Below are 20608 nucleotides of genomic sequence, written 5' to 3'. Positions count from 1 at the left end.
GCGATAGGGGACCCTTATTTGGGTCCCCTATCGGCGTTTGTGGGCAAGAAATGCGCCCGGCACGCCAGGCGGACGATGCCCCGTCGTCCGCCCGTGGTTGAATTCTTTGCAGGCGGGGCCATGACAACTCTCCCCGGAGGCCGGGGAACCTAGAAAGGGATCGCCGTGTCGGAACACAACGACGGACGGAAGTCTTTCCGCAGGGACGGAGACGCCCGCGGTTTCGGCCGACGCGGCGAACCGACCGACCGCCCCCGTGGTGGCCAGGGCGATAACCGTGGCTCAAGCGGCTCCGGTCGCGGCGGCTACAACCGTGACGATCGTGGCGGCTCCGGCGATCGGGGCGGTTCGGATCGCGGCGGTTACCCGCGTCGCGACGACGCCGCACGCGGAAGTTCCGGTGACCGTGGCGGCTACCGCCGCCGCGATGAATCCGACCGTCCCGCAGGCGGTTTCGACCGCGTGGGAGACCGCGGCGGCTTCCGTCGCAACGACGACGGCCGTCCGCGCGGCGGTGGCGGTTTCCGGCGTGGCGAAGGCGATGACCGTTCGCGTGGCGGCTCCGATCGCGGTGGCTTCCGCCGCAACGAAGGCGATGATCGCTCGCGCGGTGGGTTCGACCGCGGCGGTGACCGTGGTGGTTACCGTGGCAACGACGACCGTCGTGGTGGTTCGGATCGTGGTGGTTTCCGCCGCAGTGAAGGCGATGATCGCTCGCGCGGTGGCTCTGATCGCGGGGACCATGGCGGCTTCCGCCGTAGCGAGGGCGATGATCGCTCGCGCGGTGGCTCTGATCGCGGCGGCGATCGTGGCGGTTTCCGTCGCGATGACGGCGGCGACCGTTCGCGCGGTGGGTTCGATCGCGGCGGTGACCGTGGTGGTTTCCGTGGTAGCGACGACCGTCGTGGTGGTTCGGATCGTGGTGGTTTCCGCCGTAATGAAGGCGATGACCGTTCGCGTGGCGGTTCCGATCGTGGGGACCGTGGCGGCTTCAGGCGGAACGAGGGTGACGATCGTTCGCGCGGTGGTTCGGATCGTGGTGGTTTCCGCCGCAATGAAGGCGATGACCGTTCGCGTGGCGGTTCCGATCGTGGGGACCGTGGCGGCTTCAGGCGGAACGAGGGTGACGATCGTTCGCGCGGTACCTCGGATCGTGGTGGTTTCCGCCGTAACGAAGGCGATGACCGTTCGCGCGGTGGTTCCGATCGTGGTGGTTTCCGTGGCAACGACGACCGTCGTGGTGGTTCGGATCGTGGTGCTTTCCGCCGCAATGAAGGCGATGACCGTTCGGGCGGTGGTTCCGATCGTGGTGGTTTCCGTCGTGGGGAGGGCGATGATCGTTCGCGCGGTGGGTTCCGTCGCGGCGAGGGTGGCGACCGTTCGCGCGGTGGATTCGATCGTGGCGCGGATCGTGGTGGGTTCCGCCGTGACGACAGTGACTCGCGGGGTGGCAGGTCGGATCGAGGTGGGTACGAGCGGCGCGATGACGAGCGCGGTGCCCGTCGGGACGACGACCGTGGTCGCGGTGGGTTCAAGCGCAGTGGGGGATCCGGCGGTCGGAACAAGTTCGTCGGCGACGACGGTGCGCCACTGGACGGCACCTACCGTGAGAAGCGGAAGGAACGTGACGGCGATGTCCTCGGCGTGATCTCGGCGGCCGATGCCGACGCACCGGCAGACCGCGCGATGGTCGAGGACACGTCCACAGAGCAGGGCAAGCCGTCGACCGAGCGCGCTGATTCCGTCGCAGGCGGTGCCGACTCGGCCGCTTCCGGGCGCGATGATGTCGACGGTGTAGAGGATTCTCGGCGCGGGAAGGGAACGGACGACGACCACCCGGATGCTCGCTCCGAGTTCGCGAGCGGCGAGGGGCAGACGACCGGACTCGATGCGGACGATCGCCGCTCGGTGGGCAACGCACCGGCAAGCGGCACCGACTCGCGCGATTCGGAGGACGCCACGCTCGGCAACCCGAGCGCGGGGGACAACGCGTCGGATCGTGCCGACGCCGGATCCGACCGTGACTCCACTCGTGAGAATGAGAGTTCCGCCCGGGTCGACGATCGTTCGGATCGCGGACACGTCGACTCAGATCGTGATGAAAATGCCTCGAGCCGTGGTGACGACCGTGCCCGTGGCGGCGATCGCGCCGTCCGCGACGAGGAACGCTCTGCCCGCGGCTTCCGCTCGGATCGTGACGGTGACCGCGCACCGCGCGGCGACGACCGCTCGGGCTGGGGCGCCGACCGGCGCGACGACCGTGGCGGGAGTGGGTACCGCGGTGCGGACGACAGCCGATTCGACAACGATGATCGACGCCGTGGCGGCGAAGGCGCTCGGGCAGCGGGTGGCAGGCCGACCGATCGACGTGCGGCCCGACCGGACGAACCGGATATCCCCGAGGACGTGCAGGCCTCCGATCTCGATCCGGCCGTGCGCCGTGATCTGCTGAGCCTGGACAAGAGCAACGCCGAGACCGTCGCCCGGCACATGGTGATGGCCGTCGAACTGCTCGAGGACGACCCGCGCCTGGCGCTGGCACACGCCAGAGCCGCGCGGCAGCGGGCAGGTCGCATCGCCGTGGTGCGTGAGACCGCGGGTGTGGTGGCCTACCACGCCGGGGAATGGGCCGAGGCGCTGTCGGAACTGCGAACCGCGCGACGCATGTCGGGTGGATCCGGTCTGCTCGCGGTGATGGCCGACTGCGAACGCGGACTCGGCAGGCCGGAACGGGCCATCGAACTCGGACGCAGCGAGGAAGCCCAGGCACTGACCGGCGACGAGGCCACCGAGCTGCGCATCGTCGTCGCGGGCGCCCGGATGGACCTGGGCCAGTTCGACCAGGCTGTGGTGACCCTGCAGGCCTCGGACCTCAACCCGGCGCGCACCGGCTCGGCCGCCGCGCGCCTGTTTTACGCCTACGCCGATGCTCTGGTGGCGGCGGGCCGCACGGATGAGGGGCTGCAGTGGTTCCTCAATGCGGCTGCCGCCGACGAGGACGGCGAGACCGACGCGGAAGAACGCGCCAGCGAGCTCACCGGCGGCGACGCCCAGTAGTTCATAGCATTCGCGGCCGTCGGCCGGGACCGACCATGGCTCCCGACCGACGGCCTTTGCGCGTGCGGGCACAGCGCACGGCACCTGGACCCCGATCGACCTGCGCTGGTTCGGCGGCCTTGCCTGGGTCGGCGAAAGGATGCCGTTGTCCGCAGGGCGACGGCCACACCGTCACCGCGCGCTCGTCGGATCAGCCGTGAGCGGCCGTTTGTGGATGTCGGTGAGGAACACACTCACGCACCCGACGTCGAAACGGGACGCGACTCGCCGGGCTCGGGATGAACCTGGGCACAGTGGGTCCGGGGCGGCCGGGCATGACCGATCATGAAGGAGGCGAGGACGATTCGGGGCGAACCGAATCTGTCGGTGGTCTCGCCTAGGGTCGCAGATGTACTCGACCCGGCACGACGACGGAGTGAGGGTGTGTGAATCGGCTACGCGATCAATATGAGGCCCTGCTGCTCGATCTGGACGGGACGCTGTACCGCGGTCCCGAGGTGATCGACGGTGCACCCGAAGCGCTTGTCCCGCACGGTGATTCGGCGCAGCGGTTGGTGTATGTGACCAACAACGCGGCGCGCGGACCGGCGAAAGTGGCCGGGCACCTGGCCGAGCTGGGGTATCCGGCCGCCGCCGACGACGTGGTGACCAGTGCGCAGGCCGCCGCCCGCATGCTGGGTCAGCGCCTGTCGGCCGGGCAGGAGGTGCTGGTCGTCGGCACCGACGATCTCGCCGCGGAAATCGAGGCGGTCGGTCTGAAACCCGTCCGCCGGTTCGCGCAGACACCGCCCGCGGCCGTGGTGCAGGGGCATTCGCCGACCACCGCGTGGCCCGACCTCGCGGAAGCTGCCTATGCCTTGCGAGCGGGGGCGCTCTGGGTGGCCAGCAACACCGACCGGACGTTGCCGAACGAACGCGGTCTCGCGCCGGGCAACGGGTCGATGGTCGCCGCGCTGCGCACCGCCTCGGATCGCGAACCGCTGGTCGCGGGCAAGCCGTACGCGCCGCTGATGGAAGACGCCGTCGAGCGAGCCGGGACCCGAAACGCCCTGGTCGTCGGCGACCGGCTCGACACCGACATCGAGGGAGCGAACGGCCTCGGCCTGGATTCACTCCTCGTGCTGACGGGGGTGAGCACCCTCGAGGAGGCGGTCGGCGCACCCGCTGCGCAGGTGCCCACCTACATCGCGCTGTCGCTGGACGCCCTCAACGCCGAGATCGTGTCGGGGGTGGCCGCGCCGGGCGATGTCGCGGATCTATTGCGGCAGCACCCGGGCAGGGCGGTACGGGTGCGCGCGGTCGATTCGGAAATCCGATAGCGTTGACGGCACGATGAGTACTCCGAGTTCGCCGCCATCCGGCACGTCACCGCAACCCCGACCAGGGATCCCGATGCCCGGCAGTCATCTGCCGGGCGCTCAGGCGCACGTACCGGCCGACCCGAACCGGATCAGATCCCAGGTCGACGAACTGCTCGCCGAGCTCGGTGAGCGACGCGAACCGGGGCCCGCGGAGAACACCGAGACCGGGGCCGACATCACCCGCCGCGCGCGCATTCTCGAGCAGGCGCACGAGGTGCTGGTGGAGGCCCTGTCGACCGTGGACAAGATCTGAGGTGGCCAGACGAGCGCGGGTGGATGCCGAACTGGTTCGCCGCGGACTGGCCCGGTCGCGGGAACACGCGGTCGAGCTGATCGGCGCGGGCCGGGTCTTGATCGCCGGGACCGTCGCGGTGAAACCGGCCACGGCCGTGGAGGCGGGCACACCGTTGATCGTGCGGGAGGAACCGGACGAGGTGTCGTGGGCGTCGCGTGGCGCGCACAAGCTGCTGGGTGCCCTCGAAGCATTCGAGCCGCAGGGTCTCGCGGTCGCGGGTAAGCGATGCCTGGACGCGGGTGCCTCGACCGGTGGTTTCACCGATGTGCTGCTCACCGAGGGCGCGCGGGAGGTGGTCGCGGTCGACGTCGGCTACGGACAGCTGATCTGGCGTCTGCAGAACGACGAACGGGTGCGCGTGTTCGACCGCACCAACGTGCGCGGCATCACCGCTGAAACCATCGGCGGCACAGTCGAATTGGTGGTCGGTGATCTGTCCTTCATCTCGCTGGCGCTCGTGCTGCCCGCGCTGGCGGCTTGCGTGAGCGATGGCGCCGATCTGTTGCCCATGGTGAAGCCGCAATTCGAGGTCGGTAAGGAACGGGTCGGCTCCGGCGGAGTCGTGCGTGACCCGGCGCTGCGGGCCGAAGTGGTGTGTGAGGTCGCGGCCGCGGCGGGTGCGCTCGGTCTGCGCACCCTCGGTGTGGTCGCCAGTCCACTGCCCGGACCGTCGGGCAATGTCGAATACTTCCTGTGGTTGCGCAAGGTCGGCCCGTTCGACTACGACGCCGAACAGGTGGCGGCGCTCGTCGCCCAGGCTGTGGAGGAGGGGCCGCAGTGAGTTCGCGTGAGAGCGGTCGCGAGATTCTGCTCGTCGCCCATCCGGGCCGGGCGGAGATCATCGAGACGGCGCACCGGGTGGCGAAGATCTTCGCCGCGGCGGGCATCTGTCTGCGGGTGCTGGCCGACGAGGCCGACAGCACCCGGTTCGAGGACGAGCCGGGCGGATACCCGGTGCGCGTCGTGCCGCACAGCCCGTCGGCGGCCAAGGGCTGCGAGATGGTGCTCGCCCTCGGCGGCGACGGAACCTTCCTGCGTGCCGCCGAACTCGGCAGGCCGACCGGGGTGCCGGTACTGGGAATCAACCTGGGCCGCATCGGTTTTCTCACCGAGGCCGAGGCCGAGCACCTCGATGAAGCGCTCGCCCAGGTGGTCGACCGCGACTACCGGCTCGAAGACCGGCTCACCATCGACGTCACCGTCCGGGTCGACGATGTCGTCACCGAACGCGGTTGGGCGCTCAACGAGGCGAGCATCGAGAACGCACAACGCATGGGCGTGCTCGAAGTGGTCCTCGAGGTGGACGGGCGACCGGTGTCGGCGTTCGGCTGCGACGGCATCCTCGTCGCCACGCCCACCGGATCGACCGCGTACGCGTTCTCGGCGGGCGGTCCGGTCGTGTGGCCGGAGCTCGAGGCCATGCTGGTGATTCCCAGCAACGCGCACGCGCTGTTCGCGCGGCCGCTGGTGACGAGCCCCGAGTCGTTGATCGCCGTGGAAGCGGTGGCGACCGGGCACGATGCGATCGTCTTCCTGGACGGGCGGCGCACGCTCGCCCTGCCACGCGGTGGTCGGGCCGAGGTGGTGCGTGGCGAACGACCGGTGCGGTGGGTGCGGCTGGATTCCGCGCCCTTCGCCGACCGGATGGTGCGCAAGTTCCAGCTGCCGGTCACGGGCTGGCGGGGTAGACAGCGAACGGGGAAGGACACCGATGCTGACCGAGATCAGGATTGACGGACTCGGCGTCATCTCGACGGCCACCGCGCAATTCCACGAGGGACTGACCGTGCTCACCGGCGAGACCGGTGCCGGTAAGACGATGGTCGTCACCAGCCTGCACCTGCTCAGCGGCGCCCGCGCGGACGCGGGCCGGGTGCGGGTGGGGTCGTCGAAAGCGGTGGTCGAGGGTCGTTTCGTCGTCGACGACGTGAACGACGGGGCCCGCGGCGCGATCACCGAGGTGCTGGAATCGGCGGGCGCCGAGGCCGACGAGGACGGCAGCGTGATCGCGGTGCGCACCGTCAACAGCGACGGGCGGTCGCGGGCCCATCTCGGTGGTCGCGGTGTGCCCGCAGCGGTGCTCGGTGAGTTCACCTCCCGGCTGCTGACCGTGCACGGACAGAACGATCAGCTGCGGCTGCAGCGGCCCGAACAGCAGCTCGCCGCGCTCGACCAGTTCGCGGGCGACGGCGTGGCGTCGTTGCTGCGCAAGTATCAGGTGCACCGTCGCACCTGGCTCGACGCCCGCACCGAACTTCTCGAACGCACCGCCCACAGCCGTGAACTCGCCCTGGAAGCCGACCGGCTCAAGCATTCGCTCGGCGAAATCGACGGCATCGCGCCCGAACCGGGAGAGGACACCCGGCTCGTCGCCGAGATCCGCAGGCTCAGCGACCTGGACTCGCTGCGCGAGGCCGCTGCCGCCGCCCACGAGGCGCTGTCCGGGCCCGCCGACTCCAGTGCCGACGGCGGTGGCGTGCTCGACCTGCTCGGTGGGGCACGCGCCCGCCTTGATTCGGCCGACGATCCCGGCCTGACCGCGCTCGCGCCCCGGCTGGGCGAGGCGATCGCGGTGGTGGTCGACGTGACGACCGAGCTCAGCGGTTACCTGTCCGAACTGCCCTCCGACCCCGGCGCCCTGGACTCGATGCTCAACCGCCAGGCCGAACTGAAATCGCTCACCCGCAAATACGCCCCCGACATCGACGGGGTGATCGCGTGGGCCGACGAATCCCGCGCCCGCCTGGACTCCCTCGACGTCTCCGAGGACGCGTTGGCCAAACTGGCCACCGAGGTCGAGATCGCCGCGGGCAAGGTGCGCGAGGCCGCCCGCAAACTCAGTGCCGCCCGCACCAAGGCCGCGTCCAAGCTGGCCGCCGCCGTGAGTACCGAGCTCGGCGGGCTGGCGATGGGCAAGGCCCGCCTGGAGGTACAGGTCCGGACACTGCGGGCGAGCGCCCAGGATTCCGCACCGCTCGACGTCGACGGGACGGCCCTGCACGCGGGATCCAACGGTGTCGACGAGGTGGAATTCCGGCTCTCGGCGCACTCCGGCGCGCAGTCGTTGCCGCTGAGCAAGAGCGCGTCCGGTGGTGAGCTCTCGCGCGTGATGCTGGCGTTGGAAGTGGTGCTGGCCGGCTCGGATCACGGGGCGACCATGGTGTTCGACGAGGTCGACGCCGGTGTCGGCGGCCGGGCAGCGGTCGAGATCGGTAAACGCCTGGCGCGCCTGGCCCGCACCCATCAGGTGATCGTCGTGACCCACCTGCCGCAGGTGGCGGCCTTCGCCGACACGCACCTGGTGGTGAACAAGTCCGACGACGGAAAAGGCAAGGTGGACAGCGGCGTTCGTACGCTCACCGACGAGGAACGCGTGGTGGAACTGGCCCGCATGCTGGCCGGTCTCGACGACACCGAGACCGGCCGGGCACACGCGGAGGAACTGCTGGAGACCGCTCGTGCCGAGCGAAGTGTCTCGCTCTGATCAGCGCAGGGCCTTGCGGATGCCGCCGATGAGCTGGTTGGTCAGCTGACGCAGGCCGAACTCCATGGCCTTGGTCGGGACGGGCAGCGACGGCTCGGACTCCATGGTGTAGACCACGCGGGTGCCGCCCTCGGCGGTGTCGGCGAAGGTGACGACGCCGACGTGCCGCTTGACCGGCGCACCCTTCACGATCTTGTACTCCATGCGCTCACCGGGGACCAGCGCGGTGATCTCCTCGGTGACACCGAGCTTGCCGAAGCCGAGCAGGTGCTGGGCGCCGACGCCGGTGGTCGCGTCGCCCTGCTTGACCAGTTTGACCTGAATAGGCAGGTGGGGGCTCACGCTCTCCCGCTCGGTGAAGAGGCGGTAGACGATGTCGCGTGGGGCGTCGAGAACGGTCTCGACCGTGCTGCTCGGCATGGTTTTCTGCTCCTGATCGAAGTATCTGTGACAGGGAGCATACGGGTACCGGCGTGGTCGGTGATTCGGCGCGCCTCCACCAAAGGTTGAGGGTTTGGCTCCATCATCGGCCACATGAAGATGCCGGCGTTGTTGTCACGGAACACCGAAACGCTGCCCGGTGTCGCCGGGATCGCGCGGGTGGATCGCAATACTCGACGATTGCTCGGCCGGGTCGGCGCGGGGGATATCGCGGTCCTGGACGAGACGGATCTGGATCGCCATACCGCCGACCGGCTCGTCGAGGCGGGTGTCGTCGCGGTGGTCAACACGTCACCGTCGATTTCGGGTCGCTATCCCAATCTCGGTCCGGAAGTGCTGGTGGCCAACGGGATCGTGCTGATGGACGCGGTGTCTTCGGACGCGTTCGGCAAGATCAAGGACGGCGCGAAGATCCGCATCGACGCCGGTGTCGTCTACGCCGACAAGCTGACCAAGAAGGAACCCGAGGTCCTGGTCGATGGCATCGAGTTCGACGAGTCGACGATCGCCGACCGGATGATCGAGGCACGCAACGGGCTGGCCGATCACCTCGACGCCTTCGCGGGCAACACCACCGAGTTCGTGCGCACCGAGAGCGCGCTGCTGATCGACGGAATCGGCGTGCCCGACATCGAGCTGGATCTGCGCAACCGGCACGTGGTTGTGATCGCGGACGGGCCGGGGCATCTCGAGGAGTTGCAACGGCTCAAGCCGTTCATCAAGGAGTACGCGCCGATCCTGATCGGGGTCGGCCGCGGCGCGGACACGCTGCGCAAGCTCAAGTACAAGCCGGATCTGATCGTCGGTGATCCGGACGAGATCAGCACTGCCGCCCTGCGCTCCGGCGCGGAGATGATCCTGCCCGCCGACACCGACGGTCACGCGCGCGGGCTCGAACGCATCCAGGATCTCGGCATCGGCGCGACGACCTTCCCGTCGTCGGGGTCGCCGACCGACTTGGCCTTGATGCTGGCCGATCACCACGGTGCGTCGCTGATCGTGCTGGCCGGTGCGCACGCGTCGCTGGAGGACTTCTTCGACCGTGGCCGCCGCGACAGCAATCCGGCGACGTTCCTGACCCGGTTGAAGGTCGGTGCGAAGTTGGTCGACGCGAACGCGGTGTCGACGCTGTACCGGCATCGGTCGACCGGCGCGGCGCTGGCGTTCGTGGTGCTGGCGGCGCTGGTGGCGGTGGTCGTGGTGATTCTGGCTTCGCAGAGCGGGTCCGAGGTGTTCGAGGTGGCCGCCGGGTATTGGGACCGGCTCGTCGAGTGGGTGCGGGGTCAGCTGTGATCTCGCTGCGGTCGCACGCCGTTTCCATCGCGGCGATCTTCCTGGCCCTGGCGATCGGGGTGGTGCTCGGATCGCAGACCGTCGCGGCCGATCTGCTGTCGGGTCTGCGGTCGGACAAGGATGATCTCAGCGGTCAGGTCGAGGCGTTGAGTGCGGAGAATGCCCAGCTCGCGAGTCGTCTCGACGCGACGGACGCTTTCATCGCCGGTGCGTCGGGCCGCATTCTGGCCGGTACGCTGGCGAATCGCAGCGTGCTCGTGTTCACCACTCCCGATGCCGATCCCGGCGATGTCGACGGTGTGCGCAAGGCGCTCGAAACGGCGGGCGCCTCGGTGACGGGCCGGATCGCGCTCACCGACGCGGTTCTCGACAGCGGTGAGGGCGACCGACTGCGTTCGGCGCTGACCAATGTCGTCCCCGCGGGCGCGCAGCTGCGCACCGGCGCCGTCGACCAAGGCAGCATGGCGGGCGACCTGCTCGGTCTGACCCTCCTCGCGGACCCGGCAACCGACCAGCCACGCGCCACCCCGCAGGAACAGGCCCTCCTTCTGGAAACTCTGCGCGGCGGCGGCTTCCTCGCCTACGGCGACACGCCCGCCGCTCCCGCCCAGCTCGCGGTCGTCGTCACCGGCGACGGCGTCGCCGACGACTCCGGGCAGGGCGCGACCATCGCCCGCTTCACCGGCGCCCTGCGCGCCCGTGCGGCCGGAACGGTCCTCGCGGGCCGCCCCGGCGCCGCCGAAGGCAACGCTCCCATCGCCCACGTCCGCGCCCAGACCCCCCTCGCTACCACCGTCACCACCGTCGACAACATCGACCGCGAAACAGGCCGCGTGACAACAGCCCTCGCCCTCCCGGAACAACTCGACGGCGTAGCCGGAAGATACGGAACCGGCCCCTCAGCAACCTCCCTGACACTGGTAGCAATGCCCCGCTGATTGAGAACCTCACCACCACAAAAAGGTGACTTTCCGCGCCGGCGATCCCGACAAAACCGCTGATATGGCAAGCACATGGGTAACTCCCCGGGTACGGGCTGAGTCCTCCCCACCCAACCGCCAGCGGCCGACGCGACAGTTGACCCACCTCGGTTGCGCTTGAAGTCCCGGGGAGGCGGTAGGGTGGGGGTCCGTGGGTCATCAACGGAATCAGGCTCGAAATGCCACCAAGCACATCTTCGTGAGCGGTGGCGTCGCCTCCTCTTTGGGTAAGGGTCTCACCGCTTCCAGCCTCGGTCAGTTGCTGACCGCGCGCGGTATGCGGGTGACGATGCAGAAGCTCGACCCGTATCTGAACGTCGATCCGGGCACCATGAACCCGTTCCAGCACGGTGAGGTGTTCGTCACCGAGGACGGCGCCGAGACCGACCTGGATGTCGGTCACTATGAGCGTTTCCTTGATCGCGATCTGTCCGGTGCGGCGAATGTGACGACCGGTCAGATCTATTCGACCGTGATCGCCAAGGAGCGGCGCGGTGAGTACCTGGGTGACACCGTGCAGGTGATCCCGCACATCACCGACGAGATCAAGAACCGCATCATGGCGATGACCGGCCCGGATCTGCAGGGTCATGTGCCGGATGTGGTGATCACCGAGATCGGTGGCACCGTCGGCGACATCGAGTCGCAGCCGTTCCTCGAGGCGGCGCGTCAGATCCGCCACGATGTGGGTCGCGACAATGTGTTCTTCCTGCACGTGTCGCTGGTGCCGTACCTGGCGCCCTCGGGTGAGCTCAAGACCAAGCCGACGCAGCATTCGGTGGCGGCGCTGCGCAACATCGGTATCCAGCCCGACGCGCTGATCCTGCGTTGCGACCGTGAGGTGCCGCAGGGACTCAAGAACAAGATCGCGCTGATGTGCGACGTGGACGTGGAGGCGTGTATCTCCACGCCGGACGCGCCGTCGATCTACGACATCCCGAAGGTGCTGCACAGCGAGGGCCTGGACGCCTACGTGGTGCGCAAGCTGGGGCTGCCGTTCCGCGATGTGGACTGGACGGTGTGGGGCGACCTGCTCGAGCGGGTGCATTCGCCGCGCGAGACCGTCGAGGTGGCGCTGGTCGGCAAGTACGTCGATCTGCCCGATGCCTACCTGTCGGTGACCGAGGCGCTGCGTGCGGGCGGCTTCGCGCATCGTTCGAAGGTGCGGATCCGCTGGGTGCCCTCCGACGAGTGCGAGACCGAGGCGGGCGCGCAGGCCGCGCTGCGTGACGTGGACGCGGTGCTGATCCCCGGCGGTTTCGGTATCCGTGGCATCGAGGGCAAGCTCGGCGCCATCGGCTACGCGCGCAGGCGCGGTATCCCGCTGCTCGGCCTGTGTCTCGGTCTGCAGTGTGTGGTGATCGAGGCGGCCCGTTCGGTTGGCATCGCGGACGCGAACTCCGCGGAGTTCGAGCCCGATACCGCGAACCCGGTCATCTCGACCATGGCCGACCAGGAAGACGTGGTCGCCGGTGAGGCCGATCTGGGCGGCACCATGCGTCTGGGCGCGTACCCGGCCACCCTGCAGAAGGGTTCGGTCGTCGCGCAGGCCTACGGCAGCGAGCACGTGTCCGAGCGGCACCGGCATCGCTTCGAGGTGAACAACGCCTACCGCGACGCGATCGCCAAGAGCGGTCTGGTGTTCTCGGGCACCTCGCCCGACGGCCACCTGGTGGAGTTCGTGGAGTACCCGGCGTCGGCGCACCCGTTCTTCGTCGCCACCCAGGCGCACCCGGAGCTCAAGAGCCGTCCGACCCGGCCGCATCCGCTGTTCGCCGCGCTGATCCACGCCGCGTTGAAATACAAACTGGCCGAACGCCTTCCCGTAGACTTCCCGGAGGAAGAGCTCGCGGAGCAGGCCGCGGACCTCTGAATCGGTGGCAAGGCGGCGATGAGCGAACCCGGTAAGCACGACTTCGAGACGGTGTCGAGCCGGGTGCTCTACAGCGGTGCGATCGTGGCGTTGCGCCAGGATCAGGTCGCGATGCCCGACGGGCGGGTCGCCGAGCGTGAGGTCATCGAGCACCACGGTGCGGTGGCGGTCCTCGCGCTCGACGACGAGGGACGGGTGGTGTTGATCCGTCAGTACCGCCATCCCATCCGCACCCGGCTGCTCGAACTGCCCGCCGGGTTGCTCGACATCGACGGCGAGGATCCGCTCACCGCGGCCAAGCGCGAGCTGGCCGAGGAGACGGGCCTGGCCGCGGCCGAGTGGTCGGTGCTGGTGGACGTGGCGTTGTCGCCGGGTTTCACCGACGAGGCACTGCGCGTGTTCTTCGCGACCGGGCTCACCGAGACCGACCGCCCGGATCCCGAGCACGAGGAAGCCGATCTGGAACTGGTGCGGATGCCGCTCGACGAGGCCGTGCGGGCGGCGCTGGCCGGTGAGATCGTGAACGCCACCGCGGTGGCCGGTGTCCTCGCCTATGCCTCGGCTCGGTCGAACGGGTTGGCGTTGCGCCCGGCCGATGCCCCGTGGCCGGGGCAGCCGACGGCCTTCCTGCGGCGCAAAGCGGACGAGGCGCGAACCGATCCCCGGTCGTGACGCGACTTCCGAGGCACGCCCACACAGCCGCGGTTCGGCGCCGCATCGCCGGTGGTAGTGCCCGGCCGGTGTACACGATTCCGGCGGGCGACAGGGCCGACGGTGGTGTCGTGCGACCGGGCGCGGCATCAACCTTCGGGTCGACTGCTCGGCGTGGCGGTGGGTAAGCGCGGATGAGTGTGCTGGCGCGGGAGATCGATGCCTACCTCGACCATCTGGCGGTCGAGCGCGGCGCCGCGCGCAACACGCTGGGCGCCTATCGACGTGACCTGGCGCGCTACCTGGCGTTTCTCACCGCCCGCGGCGTCGATTCGTTGCGGGACTTATCCCAGGGTGACGTAGCCGAATTCACGATGGTGCTGCGGTCGGGCGGTGCGGATCACCCACCGCTGGCCGCCGGGTCCGTCGCCAGGGCGTTGATCGCGGTGCGGGGATTGCACCGGTTCGCGGCGGCCGAGGGCATCACCGATACCGATGTGGCTCACGCGGTGAAACCACCCGCGCCCGGCAGACGCTTGCCCAAAGCCCTGCCCTACGACCAGGTTCTGCGCGTGCTCGAAGCAGCGGGCGGCGAGGGCGGAGCCGACGACGGCGGACCGCGCGGCCTGCGGGACCGGGCGCTGCTGGAACTGCTGTATTCCACCGGTGCGCGCATCTCGGAGATGGTCGGTCTCGACGTCGACGACATCGATACCGAACAGCGGTGCGTGGTGCTGCGCGGCAAAGGAGGCAAACAGCGCCTCGTTCCCATCGGCAGGCCCGCCCTCGCCGCCGTCGACGCCTATCTCGTGCGCGGGAGACCCGCGCTCGCTGCGAACGGAAAAGGAAGCGGCGGCGCCCTTTTCCTGAACAACCGGGGCGGCAGACTCTCGCGGCAGAGCGCGTGGCAGGTGCTGCAGACGGCCGCCGAACGCGCGGGCATCGGCGCGACGGTGTCGCCGCACACGCTGCGCCACTCCTTCGCCACCCACCTGCTCGACGGCGGCGCCGACGTACGCGTGGTGCAGGAGCTGCTCGGGCACGCCTCGGTGACGACCACCCAGATCTACACCCTCGTGACGGTGAGCACCCTGCGCGAGGTGTGGGCCACCGCGCACCCACGCGCCCGCTGACCTTCCCACATCGGGCGAACCGGGTATCGTGCGAACACGCCCGGCGTTGCCATGCCGTACCTGCGCGGTCCGAGCGGTAGCGTCTATCCGGAGCTGGACCGTACGAAAGTGAGGCGGGTGGCGAACCGGCCTCGCTACCCTCGACAGGGGTTACCGGCAAGGAAACGTATAAGGAGCAGCGGATCGTGACGACAGCGGAAACACCGTGGGACGGTGGGCCGGAACAGGTCACCGAGGCCGTCGACATCGGCCCGACGGGCCGTCCGCTGCGCCTGGTACCCGAACCACCCCAGGTGAAGCAGCACGGCGACGCGCTCGTCGTGGCCATGTGCAACCAGAAAGGCGGGGTGGGCAAGACCACCTCGACCATCAATCTCGGTGCGGCACTGGCCGAATACGGACGCCGTGTGCTGCTGGTCGACCTCGATCCGCAGGGCGCGCTGTCGGCCGGTCTCGGCGTCGCCCATCACGATCTCGATCTCACCGTGCACAACCTGCTGATCGGCGGCAAGGCCTCGGTCGACGACGTCCTGCAGACCACCAAGGTCGACGGCATGGACCTGTTGCCGAGCAACATCGACCTCTCGGCCGCCGAGATCCAGCTGGTCAACGAGGTGGGCCGCGAACAGTCCCTCGGCCGTGCCCTCGCCGGGGTGCGTGATCGCTACGACTACATCCTCATCGACTGCCAGCCCTCGCTCGGTCTGCTCACCGTCAACGCGCTCGCCTGCTCCGACGGGGTCATCATCCCGATGGAATGCGAGTACTTCTCGCTGCGTGGGCTGGCCCTGCTCAACGACACCGTGGAAAAGGTGCGTGACCGCCTCAACCCCAGGCTGAGCCTGTACGGCATCGTGGTCACCATGTTCGATGCCCGGTTGCTGCATTCGCGTCAGGTGATGTCGCGCGTGGTCGAGGTGTTCGGTGACCTGGTCTACGACACCGCGATCTCGCGCACCGTCCGATTCCCCGACGCCAGCGTCGCGGGTGAGCCGATCACCACGTGGGCCCCGAAATCGGCGGGCGCGGAAGCGTATCGGGCGATGGCACGCGAGGTCATCCACCGGTCGGGCCGGTGATCGAGGCACAACCTGCGGTCCCGGCAGTACCCGAAGAGGCAGTACCGGCGGAAACCAGCGGATTCCATCTGCGGCTCACCAATTTCGAGGGGCCGTTCGATCTGCTGCTGACGCTGATCAGTTCCCGCAAGCTCGATGTCACCGAGGTGGCGCTGCACAAGGTCACCGACGAATTCATCGCCTACACCAAGGCACTGACCGCCGAGCTGGCCGAGAACACCAAGCTGCGTGCGGACAAGATCCTCGACCAGACCACCGAGTTCCTCGTCGTCGCGGCCACCCTGCTCGATCTGAAGGCCGCGCGGCTGTTGCCGTCGGGGGAGATGACCGACGCGGAGGACCTCGAACTGCTCGAGGCCCGCGACCTGCTGTTCGCCCGGCTCCTGCAGTATCGCGCGTTCAAGCAGGTGGCCGAACTGCTCGCCGAGTTGGAGGCCGCCGCGCTGCGCCGGTACCCGAGGTCGGTGGCGCTAGAGGAGCAGTTCGCCGGGCTGCTGCCCGAGGTGACCCTCGGGGTGGACGTGGCCTCGTTCGCCGAGATCGCGGCCGCCGCCTTCCGGCCCCGCCCGGTCGCCGAGGTCGGGCTCGGCCATCTGCACATGCACACCATCTCGGTGGCCGAGCAGGCCGAGCTCGTGCTGGCCCGGCTCAGGGAACGCGGGCCGGGCGGGTGGACGACGTTCGCCGAACTGGTGTCCGATTGCACGGTTCCGGTGGAAATCGTCGCCAGGTTCCTGGCGTTGCTCGAGTTGTATCGCGGCAAGACCATCGCCTTCGATCAGCCCGACCCGCTCGGGCCGCTGGCCGTGAGCTGGCTCGGCGAGCTCGACCCCGACGCCGAAGCGGCGGCCTTGACCTTCGAGGAGGACTACGGATGATCGCGTCGAGGCCGGAGCCGGTAACGGAGCAGGAAGGCACAGCATGAGCGACCTAGTGGCTGAACTCACGTCCGAGCAGCTCGACGACGCGGAACTGCGGTCCGCGCTCGAGGCCATGCTGCTCGTCGTGGACGCTCCCGCGCCGGTAGAACAGCTGGCCGCGGCCCTGGACGACACCAGCGAGCGGGTCGAGCAGACGTTGCGCGCGATGTCGGCGGAACTGAGCGCGCGCGGCAGCGGCATCGACCTGCGTTTCGTCGGTGACGGTTGGCGCTTCTATACTCGACAGGAGTACGCGCCCTATGTGGAGCGGGTACTGCTCGACGGGGCCCGGACCAAGCTCACCCGGGCCGCCTTGGAAACCTTGGCGGTGGTCGCCTACCGCCAGCCGGTGACCCGCACCCGGGTCAGTGCGGTTCGCGGGGTGAACGTCGACGGAGTGATGCGCACGCTGCTGGCACGGGGCTTGATCGCGGAAGCGGGTCAGGACCCGGAAACCAACGGCACGCTCTACCGCACCACCGAGTTGTTCCTCGAACGGATCGGGCTCGCCTCCCTGGGCGACCTGCCACCGCTGGCGCCGCTGCTTCCCGGCGTCGATCTGATCGACGAGATCAGCGAGAGCCTGGACACCGACCCCCGGTACACCAGGCTGCAGAAACCCGCCGAGTCCGATATGGATCTCGGCACCGACGATTGACAGGACAGATGAATAATTCCGCTCGCCGAGATGGCACACCGGATCGTAGAAAACGCAGCGACCAGCCCCGAAGTGGCGCGAACCGAACCGCGGCTGCCCGCGGCGGCAGTGCGCGCACCGGTCAGGCCGGTTCCCGTGGCGAGGCCGCCGGCCGTCGCGGCACCAGCGCGGGTGGCTTCCAGCGCGGTACCGAGTCCACTCCTCGCCGATCGTCCGGCGGTTTCCAGCGTGACGACCGTCGTGGCGGTGCCTCGGGTGGCTTCCAGCGCGACGACCGGCGCGGGGCTTCCACCGGCGGCTACCAGAGTTCCGACGCGGGTCGTGGCGCACCGAGGGCCGCCGGTCGTCCGGCCGCCGCACCGGCACCCGCGCGCAAGAAGACCGCCAAACCGCAGCGCAAGGTCGTCGCCCCGACGATCCTGAACAACGCCAAGCCCGCCCGGCACCAGCACGCCGACACCGCCGAGGGCCCCGCGAAACTTCCCTGGGGCGAGGGCGAACGCCTGCAGAAGGTCCTCGCCAAGGCCGGTGTGGCCTCGCGTCGTGCCGCCGAGGAGATGATCGCCCAGGGACGCGTCGAGGTCGACGGAAAGATCGTGCGTGAGCAGGGTCTTCGTATCGACGCCCAGAACGCGGTGGTTCGCGTGGACGGCACCCGCGTGGTGGTGCGCGACGAACTCGTGCACCTGGTGCTGAACAAGCCCAAAGGCTGGCAGTCAACCATGTCCGACGACCTCGGTCGCCCCTGCGTCGGCGATATCGTCGCCGAACGCATCGCCGCGGGTCAGCGGCTGTTCCATGTGGGTCGACTCGATGCCGACACCGAGGGCCTGCTGCTGCTCACCAACGACGGCGAGATGGCGCACCGCCTGATGCACCCGTCGTTCGAGGTGCCCAAGACCTACCTGGCCACTGTGTACGGCGAGGTCAACTACCGGCTCGTCGGCAAGCGGCTGCGCGAAGGCGTCGAGCTCGAGGACGGCCCGGCAAAGGTCGACAAGTTCGCCGTGCTCGAGGCCTACGAGGGTCGGTCGCTGGTGAAGCTGGTGCTGCACGAAGGCCGCAAGCACATCGTGCGCCGCCTGCTCGACGAGGTCGGTCACCCGGTGATCCGGCTGGTCCGCACGCACCTGGGCCCGGTGGCCCTCGGCGATCAGCGGCCCGGCACCCTGCGGGTGCTCGGCCGTGACGAAATCGGCAAACTCTACGAGGCGGTGCAGCTGTGAACGGAGTGGATTTCTCGGTGGAACCGGCCCAGGGCAGGCTCGCGGGCGACGGCACGCTCGTCGTCGCCATGGACGGCCCATCCGGCACCGGCAAGTCCAGTGTGTCGCGCGAGCTGGCCACCCGCCTGAACGCCCGCTACCTCGACACCGGCGCGATGTACCGGGTGGCGACGCTGCGGGTGCTTCGCGCGGGGGTCGACCTCACCGATGCGGACGCGATCGCGGAAACCGTCGCGGGGATGCCGCTGTCGATCGGCACCGATCCTTCGCGCGAGGTCGTCGAGCTCGACGGCGACGACGTGTCGGCCGAGATCCGAGGTGACGCGGTGACCAAGGCCGTGTCGGCGGTGTCGGCGGTGGCCCAGGTGCGTGAGCAGCTCGTCGCCCTGCAGCGGGAGATCGCCGCGGTGGCCGGGCGGATCGTGGTCGAGGGTCGCGATATCGGCACCGTCGTGCTCACCGATGCCGACGCCAAGATCTACCTCACCGCCTCCGCGGAGGCGCGCGCCCAGCGGCGCAATGCCCAGAACATCCGCGAGGGCCGCGGCGACGACTACCCGGCCGTGCTGGCCGACGTGCAGCGCCGCGACACCCTCGATTCCACCCGCAAGGTCTCGCCGTTGCGCCCCGCCGCCGACGCGGTGCTCGTCGATACCAGCGATCTCACGATGGAACAGACCATCGACGAGCTGTATCGCGTGGTGGCCCAGCAGCTTTCGGCCACGACAGGAGGGTCGCGATGACCGAGGACGTTCTCGAAGGCGACGGCATCTGGATCGACGAATCCGACTGGGAGCTCGCCGATCTCGACGGTGACGGTGCGGGTGAGGAACACCTCGCCATGCCGACGGTCGCGGTGGTCGGTCGGCCGAATGTCGGCAAGTCGACCCTGGTGAACCGCATTCTCGGCAGGCGCGAAGCCGTCGTCGAGGATGTGCCCGGCGTGACCCGTGACCGGATCTCGTACGAGGCCAGCTGGGCCGGGCGCCGGTTCCTCGTGCAGGACACCGGCGGCTGGGAACCCGATGCCAAGGGCCTGCAGCAGCACGTGGCCCGCCAGGCCGAGGTCGCGATGGCGACCGCCGACGCGATCCTGCTCGTCGTCGACGCCACCGTCGGCGCGACGGCGACCGACGAGGCGGCGGTGCGCAAACTGCGCCGCTCCAAGATCCCGGTGATCCTGGTCGCCAACAAGGTCGACGATCAGAAGGTCGAGCTGGAGGCCGCGACGCTGTGGTCGCTCGGTCTCGGCGAGCCGCGTATGGTCTCGGCCGCCCACGGTCGCGGCACCGGCGACCTGCTCGACGATGTGCTCGCCGCACTGCCCGAGACCCCGCGCGAAGGCACGGGTGTGGCCGGGCCGCGTCGGGTGGCGCTGGTCGGCAAGCCCAATGTCGGCAAGTCGAGCCTGCTGAACAAGCTGGCGGGCGACGAGCGCTCGGTGGTCCACGACGTCGCGGGCACCACCGTCGATCCGGTCGACTCCCTGGTGGAGCTGGGCGGCAAGGTGTGGAAGTTCGTCGACACCGCCGGTCTGCGCCGCAAGGTGTCCAACGCCACCGGCACCGAGTTCTACGCCTCGCTGCGGACCAAGTCGGCGCTCGAGGCGTCGGAGGTGGCGATCATGCTGATCGACGCCTCGGTGCCGATCACCGAGCAGGACCTGCGGGTGATCAGCCTGGTCGCCGACTCCGGTCGCGCGCTGGTGCTGGCGTTCAACAAGTGGGACCTCGTCGACGAGGATCGCCGCTACATGCTCGAGCGTGAGATCGACCGCGATCTCGTGCGGGTGCCGTGGGCGCAGCGGGTGAACATCTCCGCGCACACGGGCCGGGCGGTGCAGAAGCTGGTGCCGCAGATGGAGACCGCGCTCGAGTCCTGGGACAAGCGCATCTCCACCGGGCGGCTGAACACCTGGCTCAAGGAAGTCATCGCGGCCACCCCGCCGCCGATGCGCGGCGGTCGCCAGCCCCGTGTCCTGTTCGCCACCCAGGCGGGCACCCGTCCGCCGACGTTCGTGCTGTTCACCACCGGCTTCCTCGAGGCGGGCTACCGCCGTTTCCTGGAGCGCCGCCTGCGCGAGGAGTTCGGTTTCGACGGATCGCCGGTGCGCATCTCGGTGCGTGTGCGCGAGAAGAAGGATCGCAGGAAGTAGTG

Annotated in this window: 19 protein-coding genes; 18 read left to right on the top strand and 1 reads right to left on the bottom strand. The window is 69.2% G+C overall.

Features of this window, described 5'->3' with window-relative positions:
• The first annotated feature begins 313 nt into the window (after positions 1-313).
• The 7 genes from NC7_RS29885 (at position 314) to recN (ending at position 8197) form a co-directional block, all read left to right on the top strand.
• Positions 314-1648, top strand: coding sequence for a hypothetical protein (locus tag NC7_RS29885; protein WP_157102205.1), 1335 nt, complete (start codon positions 314-316; stop codon positions 1646-1648).
• A 260-nt stretch (positions 1649-1908) separates the two neighbouring features.
• Positions 1909-3057: a tetratricopeptide repeat protein gene (locus NC7_RS30620; protein ID WP_084458848.1), complete on the top strand. Its 1149-nt coding sequence runs from the start codon at positions 1909-1911 to the stop codon at positions 3055-3057.
• A gap of 425 nt (positions 3058-3482) precedes the next feature.
• On the top strand, positions 3483-4376 hold the full coding sequence (locus NC7_RS28055; RefSeq protein ID WP_067988907.1) for an HAD-IIA family hydrolase: 894 nt from the start codon (positions 3483-3485) through the stop codon (positions 4374-4376).
• A 73-nt stretch (positions 4377-4449) separates the two neighbouring features.
• Positions 4450-4671 carry a hypothetical protein gene (locus tag NC7_RS28050; RefSeq protein ID WP_307614023.1) on the top strand — a complete coding sequence of 74 codons (222 nt, stop codon included), beginning with the start codon at positions 4450-4452 and terminating at the stop codon, positions 4669-4671.
• 1 nt (position 4672) lies between these two features.
• Positions 4673-5494 carry a TlyA family RNA methyltransferase gene (locus NC7_RS28045; protein ID WP_067988901.1) on the top strand — a complete coding sequence of 274 codons (822 nt, stop codon included), beginning with the start codon at positions 4673-4675 and terminating at the stop codon, positions 5492-5494.
• Complete coding sequence (locus NC7_RS28040; protein ID WP_067988899.1) at positions 5491-6447, top strand: NAD kinase; 957 nt, start codon at positions 5491-5493, stop codon at positions 6445-6447. Before NC7_RS28045 ends, NC7_RS28040 begins: the two co-directional genes overlap by 4 nt.
• Positions 6425-8197, top strand: a complete 1773-nt coding sequence (recN, locus tag NC7_RS28035) for a DNA repair protein RecN (RefSeq protein ID WP_067988898.1) — start codon at positions 6425-6427, stop codon at positions 8195-8197. The genes NC7_RS28040 and recN overlap by 23 nt, the downstream gene beginning before the upstream one ends.
• Here the strand turns inward: recN and NC7_RS28030 are convergent, their stop codons facing one another.
• Entirely contained in the window at positions 8198-8617 is a 420-nt protein-coding gene (locus NC7_RS28030) for an SRPBCC family protein (protein WP_067988895.1), read from the bottom strand.
• Positions 8618-8731: 114 nt separating this feature from the next.
• On the opposite strand from NC7_RS28030, the gene steA reads away from it, so the two are divergent.
• From steA to der, 11 genes are all read left to right on the top strand, one after another.
• The gene (steA, locus tag NC7_RS28025; protein ID WP_067988893.1) at positions 8732-9931 is read left to right on the top strand and encodes a putative cytokinetic ring protein SteA; all 1200 of its coding nucleotides are present in this window, start codon (positions 8732-8734) and stop codon (positions 9929-9931) included.
• On the top strand, positions 9928-10869 hold the full coding sequence (locus NC7_RS28020) for a copper transporter (protein ID WP_157102204.1): 942 nt from the start codon (positions 9928-9930) through the stop codon (positions 10867-10869). The genes steA and NC7_RS28020 overlap by 4 nt, the downstream gene beginning before the upstream one ends.
• Before the next feature lie 193 nt (positions 10870-11062).
• Positions 11063-12784 carry a CTP synthase gene (gene pyrG / locus NC7_RS28015; RefSeq protein ID WP_067988888.1) on the top strand — a complete coding sequence of 574 codons (1722 nt, stop codon included), beginning with the start codon at positions 11063-11065 and terminating at the stop codon, positions 12782-12784.
• A gap of 18 nt (positions 12785-12802) precedes the next feature.
• Positions 12803-13456: an NUDIX domain-containing protein gene (locus tag NC7_RS28010; protein ID WP_067988886.1), complete on the top strand. Its 654-nt coding sequence runs from the start codon at positions 12803-12805 to the stop codon at positions 13454-13456.
• A gap of 173 nt (positions 13457-13629) precedes the next feature.
• The gene (gene xerD / locus NC7_RS28005) at positions 13630-14568 is read left to right on the top strand and encodes a site-specific tyrosine recombinase XerD (protein WP_067988884.1); all 939 of its coding nucleotides are present in this window, start codon (positions 13630-13632) and stop codon (positions 14566-14568) included.
• Positions 14569-14753: 185 nt separating this feature from the next.
• The gene (locus NC7_RS28000) at positions 14754-15647 is read left to right on the top strand and encodes a ParA family protein (protein ID WP_067988882.1); all 894 of its coding nucleotides are present in this window, start codon (positions 14754-14756) and stop codon (positions 15645-15647) included.
• On the top strand, positions 15644-16525 hold the full coding sequence (locus NC7_RS27995; RefSeq protein WP_067988880.1) for a segregation and condensation protein A: 882 nt from the start codon (positions 15644-15646) through the stop codon (positions 16523-16525). Before NC7_RS28000 ends, NC7_RS27995 begins: the two co-directional genes overlap by 4 nt.
• 43 nt (positions 16526-16568) lie before the next feature.
• Positions 16569-17225, top strand: a complete 657-nt coding sequence (scpB, locus tag NC7_RS27990; protein ID WP_067988878.1) for an SMC-Scp complex subunit ScpB — start codon at positions 16569-16571, stop codon at positions 17223-17225.
• 8 nt (positions 17226-17233) lie between these two features.
• Positions 17234-18451 (top strand): pseudouridine synthase, encoded by a 1218-nt coding sequence (locus NC7_RS27985; RefSeq protein ID WP_084458847.1) that lies wholly within the window; start codon positions 17234-17236, stop codon positions 18449-18451.
• Positions 18452-18519: 68 nt separating this feature from the next.
• Positions 18520-19194 (top strand): (d)CMP kinase, encoded by a 675-nt coding sequence (cmk, locus tag NC7_RS27980; RefSeq protein ID WP_067988915.1) that lies wholly within the window; start codon positions 18520-18522, stop codon positions 19192-19194.
• Complete coding sequence (der, locus tag NC7_RS27975) at positions 19191-20606, top strand: ribosome biogenesis GTPase Der (protein ID WP_067988876.1); 1416 nt, start codon at positions 19191-19193, stop codon at positions 20604-20606. The genes cmk and der overlap by 4 nt, the downstream gene beginning before the upstream one ends.
• The last annotated feature ends 2 nt before the right edge of the window (positions 20607-20608 follow it).

Origin of the sequence: Nocardia caishijiensis NBRC 108228, from assembly GCF_001612825.1 — a bacterium.
GTDB lineage: Bacteria > Actinomycetota > Actinomycetes > Mycobacteriales > Mycobacteriaceae > Nocardia > Nocardia caishijiensis.
This window is presented reverse-complemented; position numbering and strand designations above follow the sequence as displayed.

Coding starts and splice junctions, on each gene's coding strand:
- NC7_RS27985 (WP_084458847.1), top strand. CDS start 17,234: ATGAATAATTCCGCTCGCCGAGATGGCACACCGGATCGTAGAAAACGC.
- NC7_RS28050 (WP_307614023.1), top strand. CDS start 4,450: ATGCCCGGCAGTCATCTGCCGGGCGCTCAGGCGCACGTACCGGCCGAC.
- NC7_RS28030 (WP_067988895.1), bottom strand. CDS start 8,617: ATGCCGAGCAGCACGGTCGAGACCGTTCTCGACGCCCCACGCGACATC.
- scpB (WP_067988878.1), top strand. CDS start 16,569: ATGAGCGACCTAGTGGCTGAACTCACGTCCGAGCAGCTCGACGACGCG.
- recN (WP_067988898.1), top strand. CDS start 6,425: ATGCTGACCGAGATCAGGATTGACGGACTCGGCGTCATCTCGACGGCC.
- cmk (WP_067988915.1), top strand. CDS start 18,520: ATGGACGGCCCATCCGGCACCGGCAAGTCCAGTGTGTCGCGCGAGCTG.
- steA (WP_067988893.1), top strand. CDS start 8,732: ATGAAGATGCCGGCGTTGTTGTCACGGAACACCGAAACGCTGCCCGGT.
- der (WP_067988876.1), top strand. CDS start 19,191: ATGACCGAGGACGTTCTCGAAGGCGACGGCATCTGGATCGACGAATCC.
- xerD (WP_067988884.1), top strand. CDS start 13,630: ATGAGTGTGCTGGCGCGGGAGATCGATGCCTACCTCGACCATCTGGCG.
- NC7_RS28010 (WP_067988886.1), top strand. CDS start 12,803: ATGAGCGAACCCGGTAAGCACGACTTCGAGACGGTGTCGAGCCGGGTG.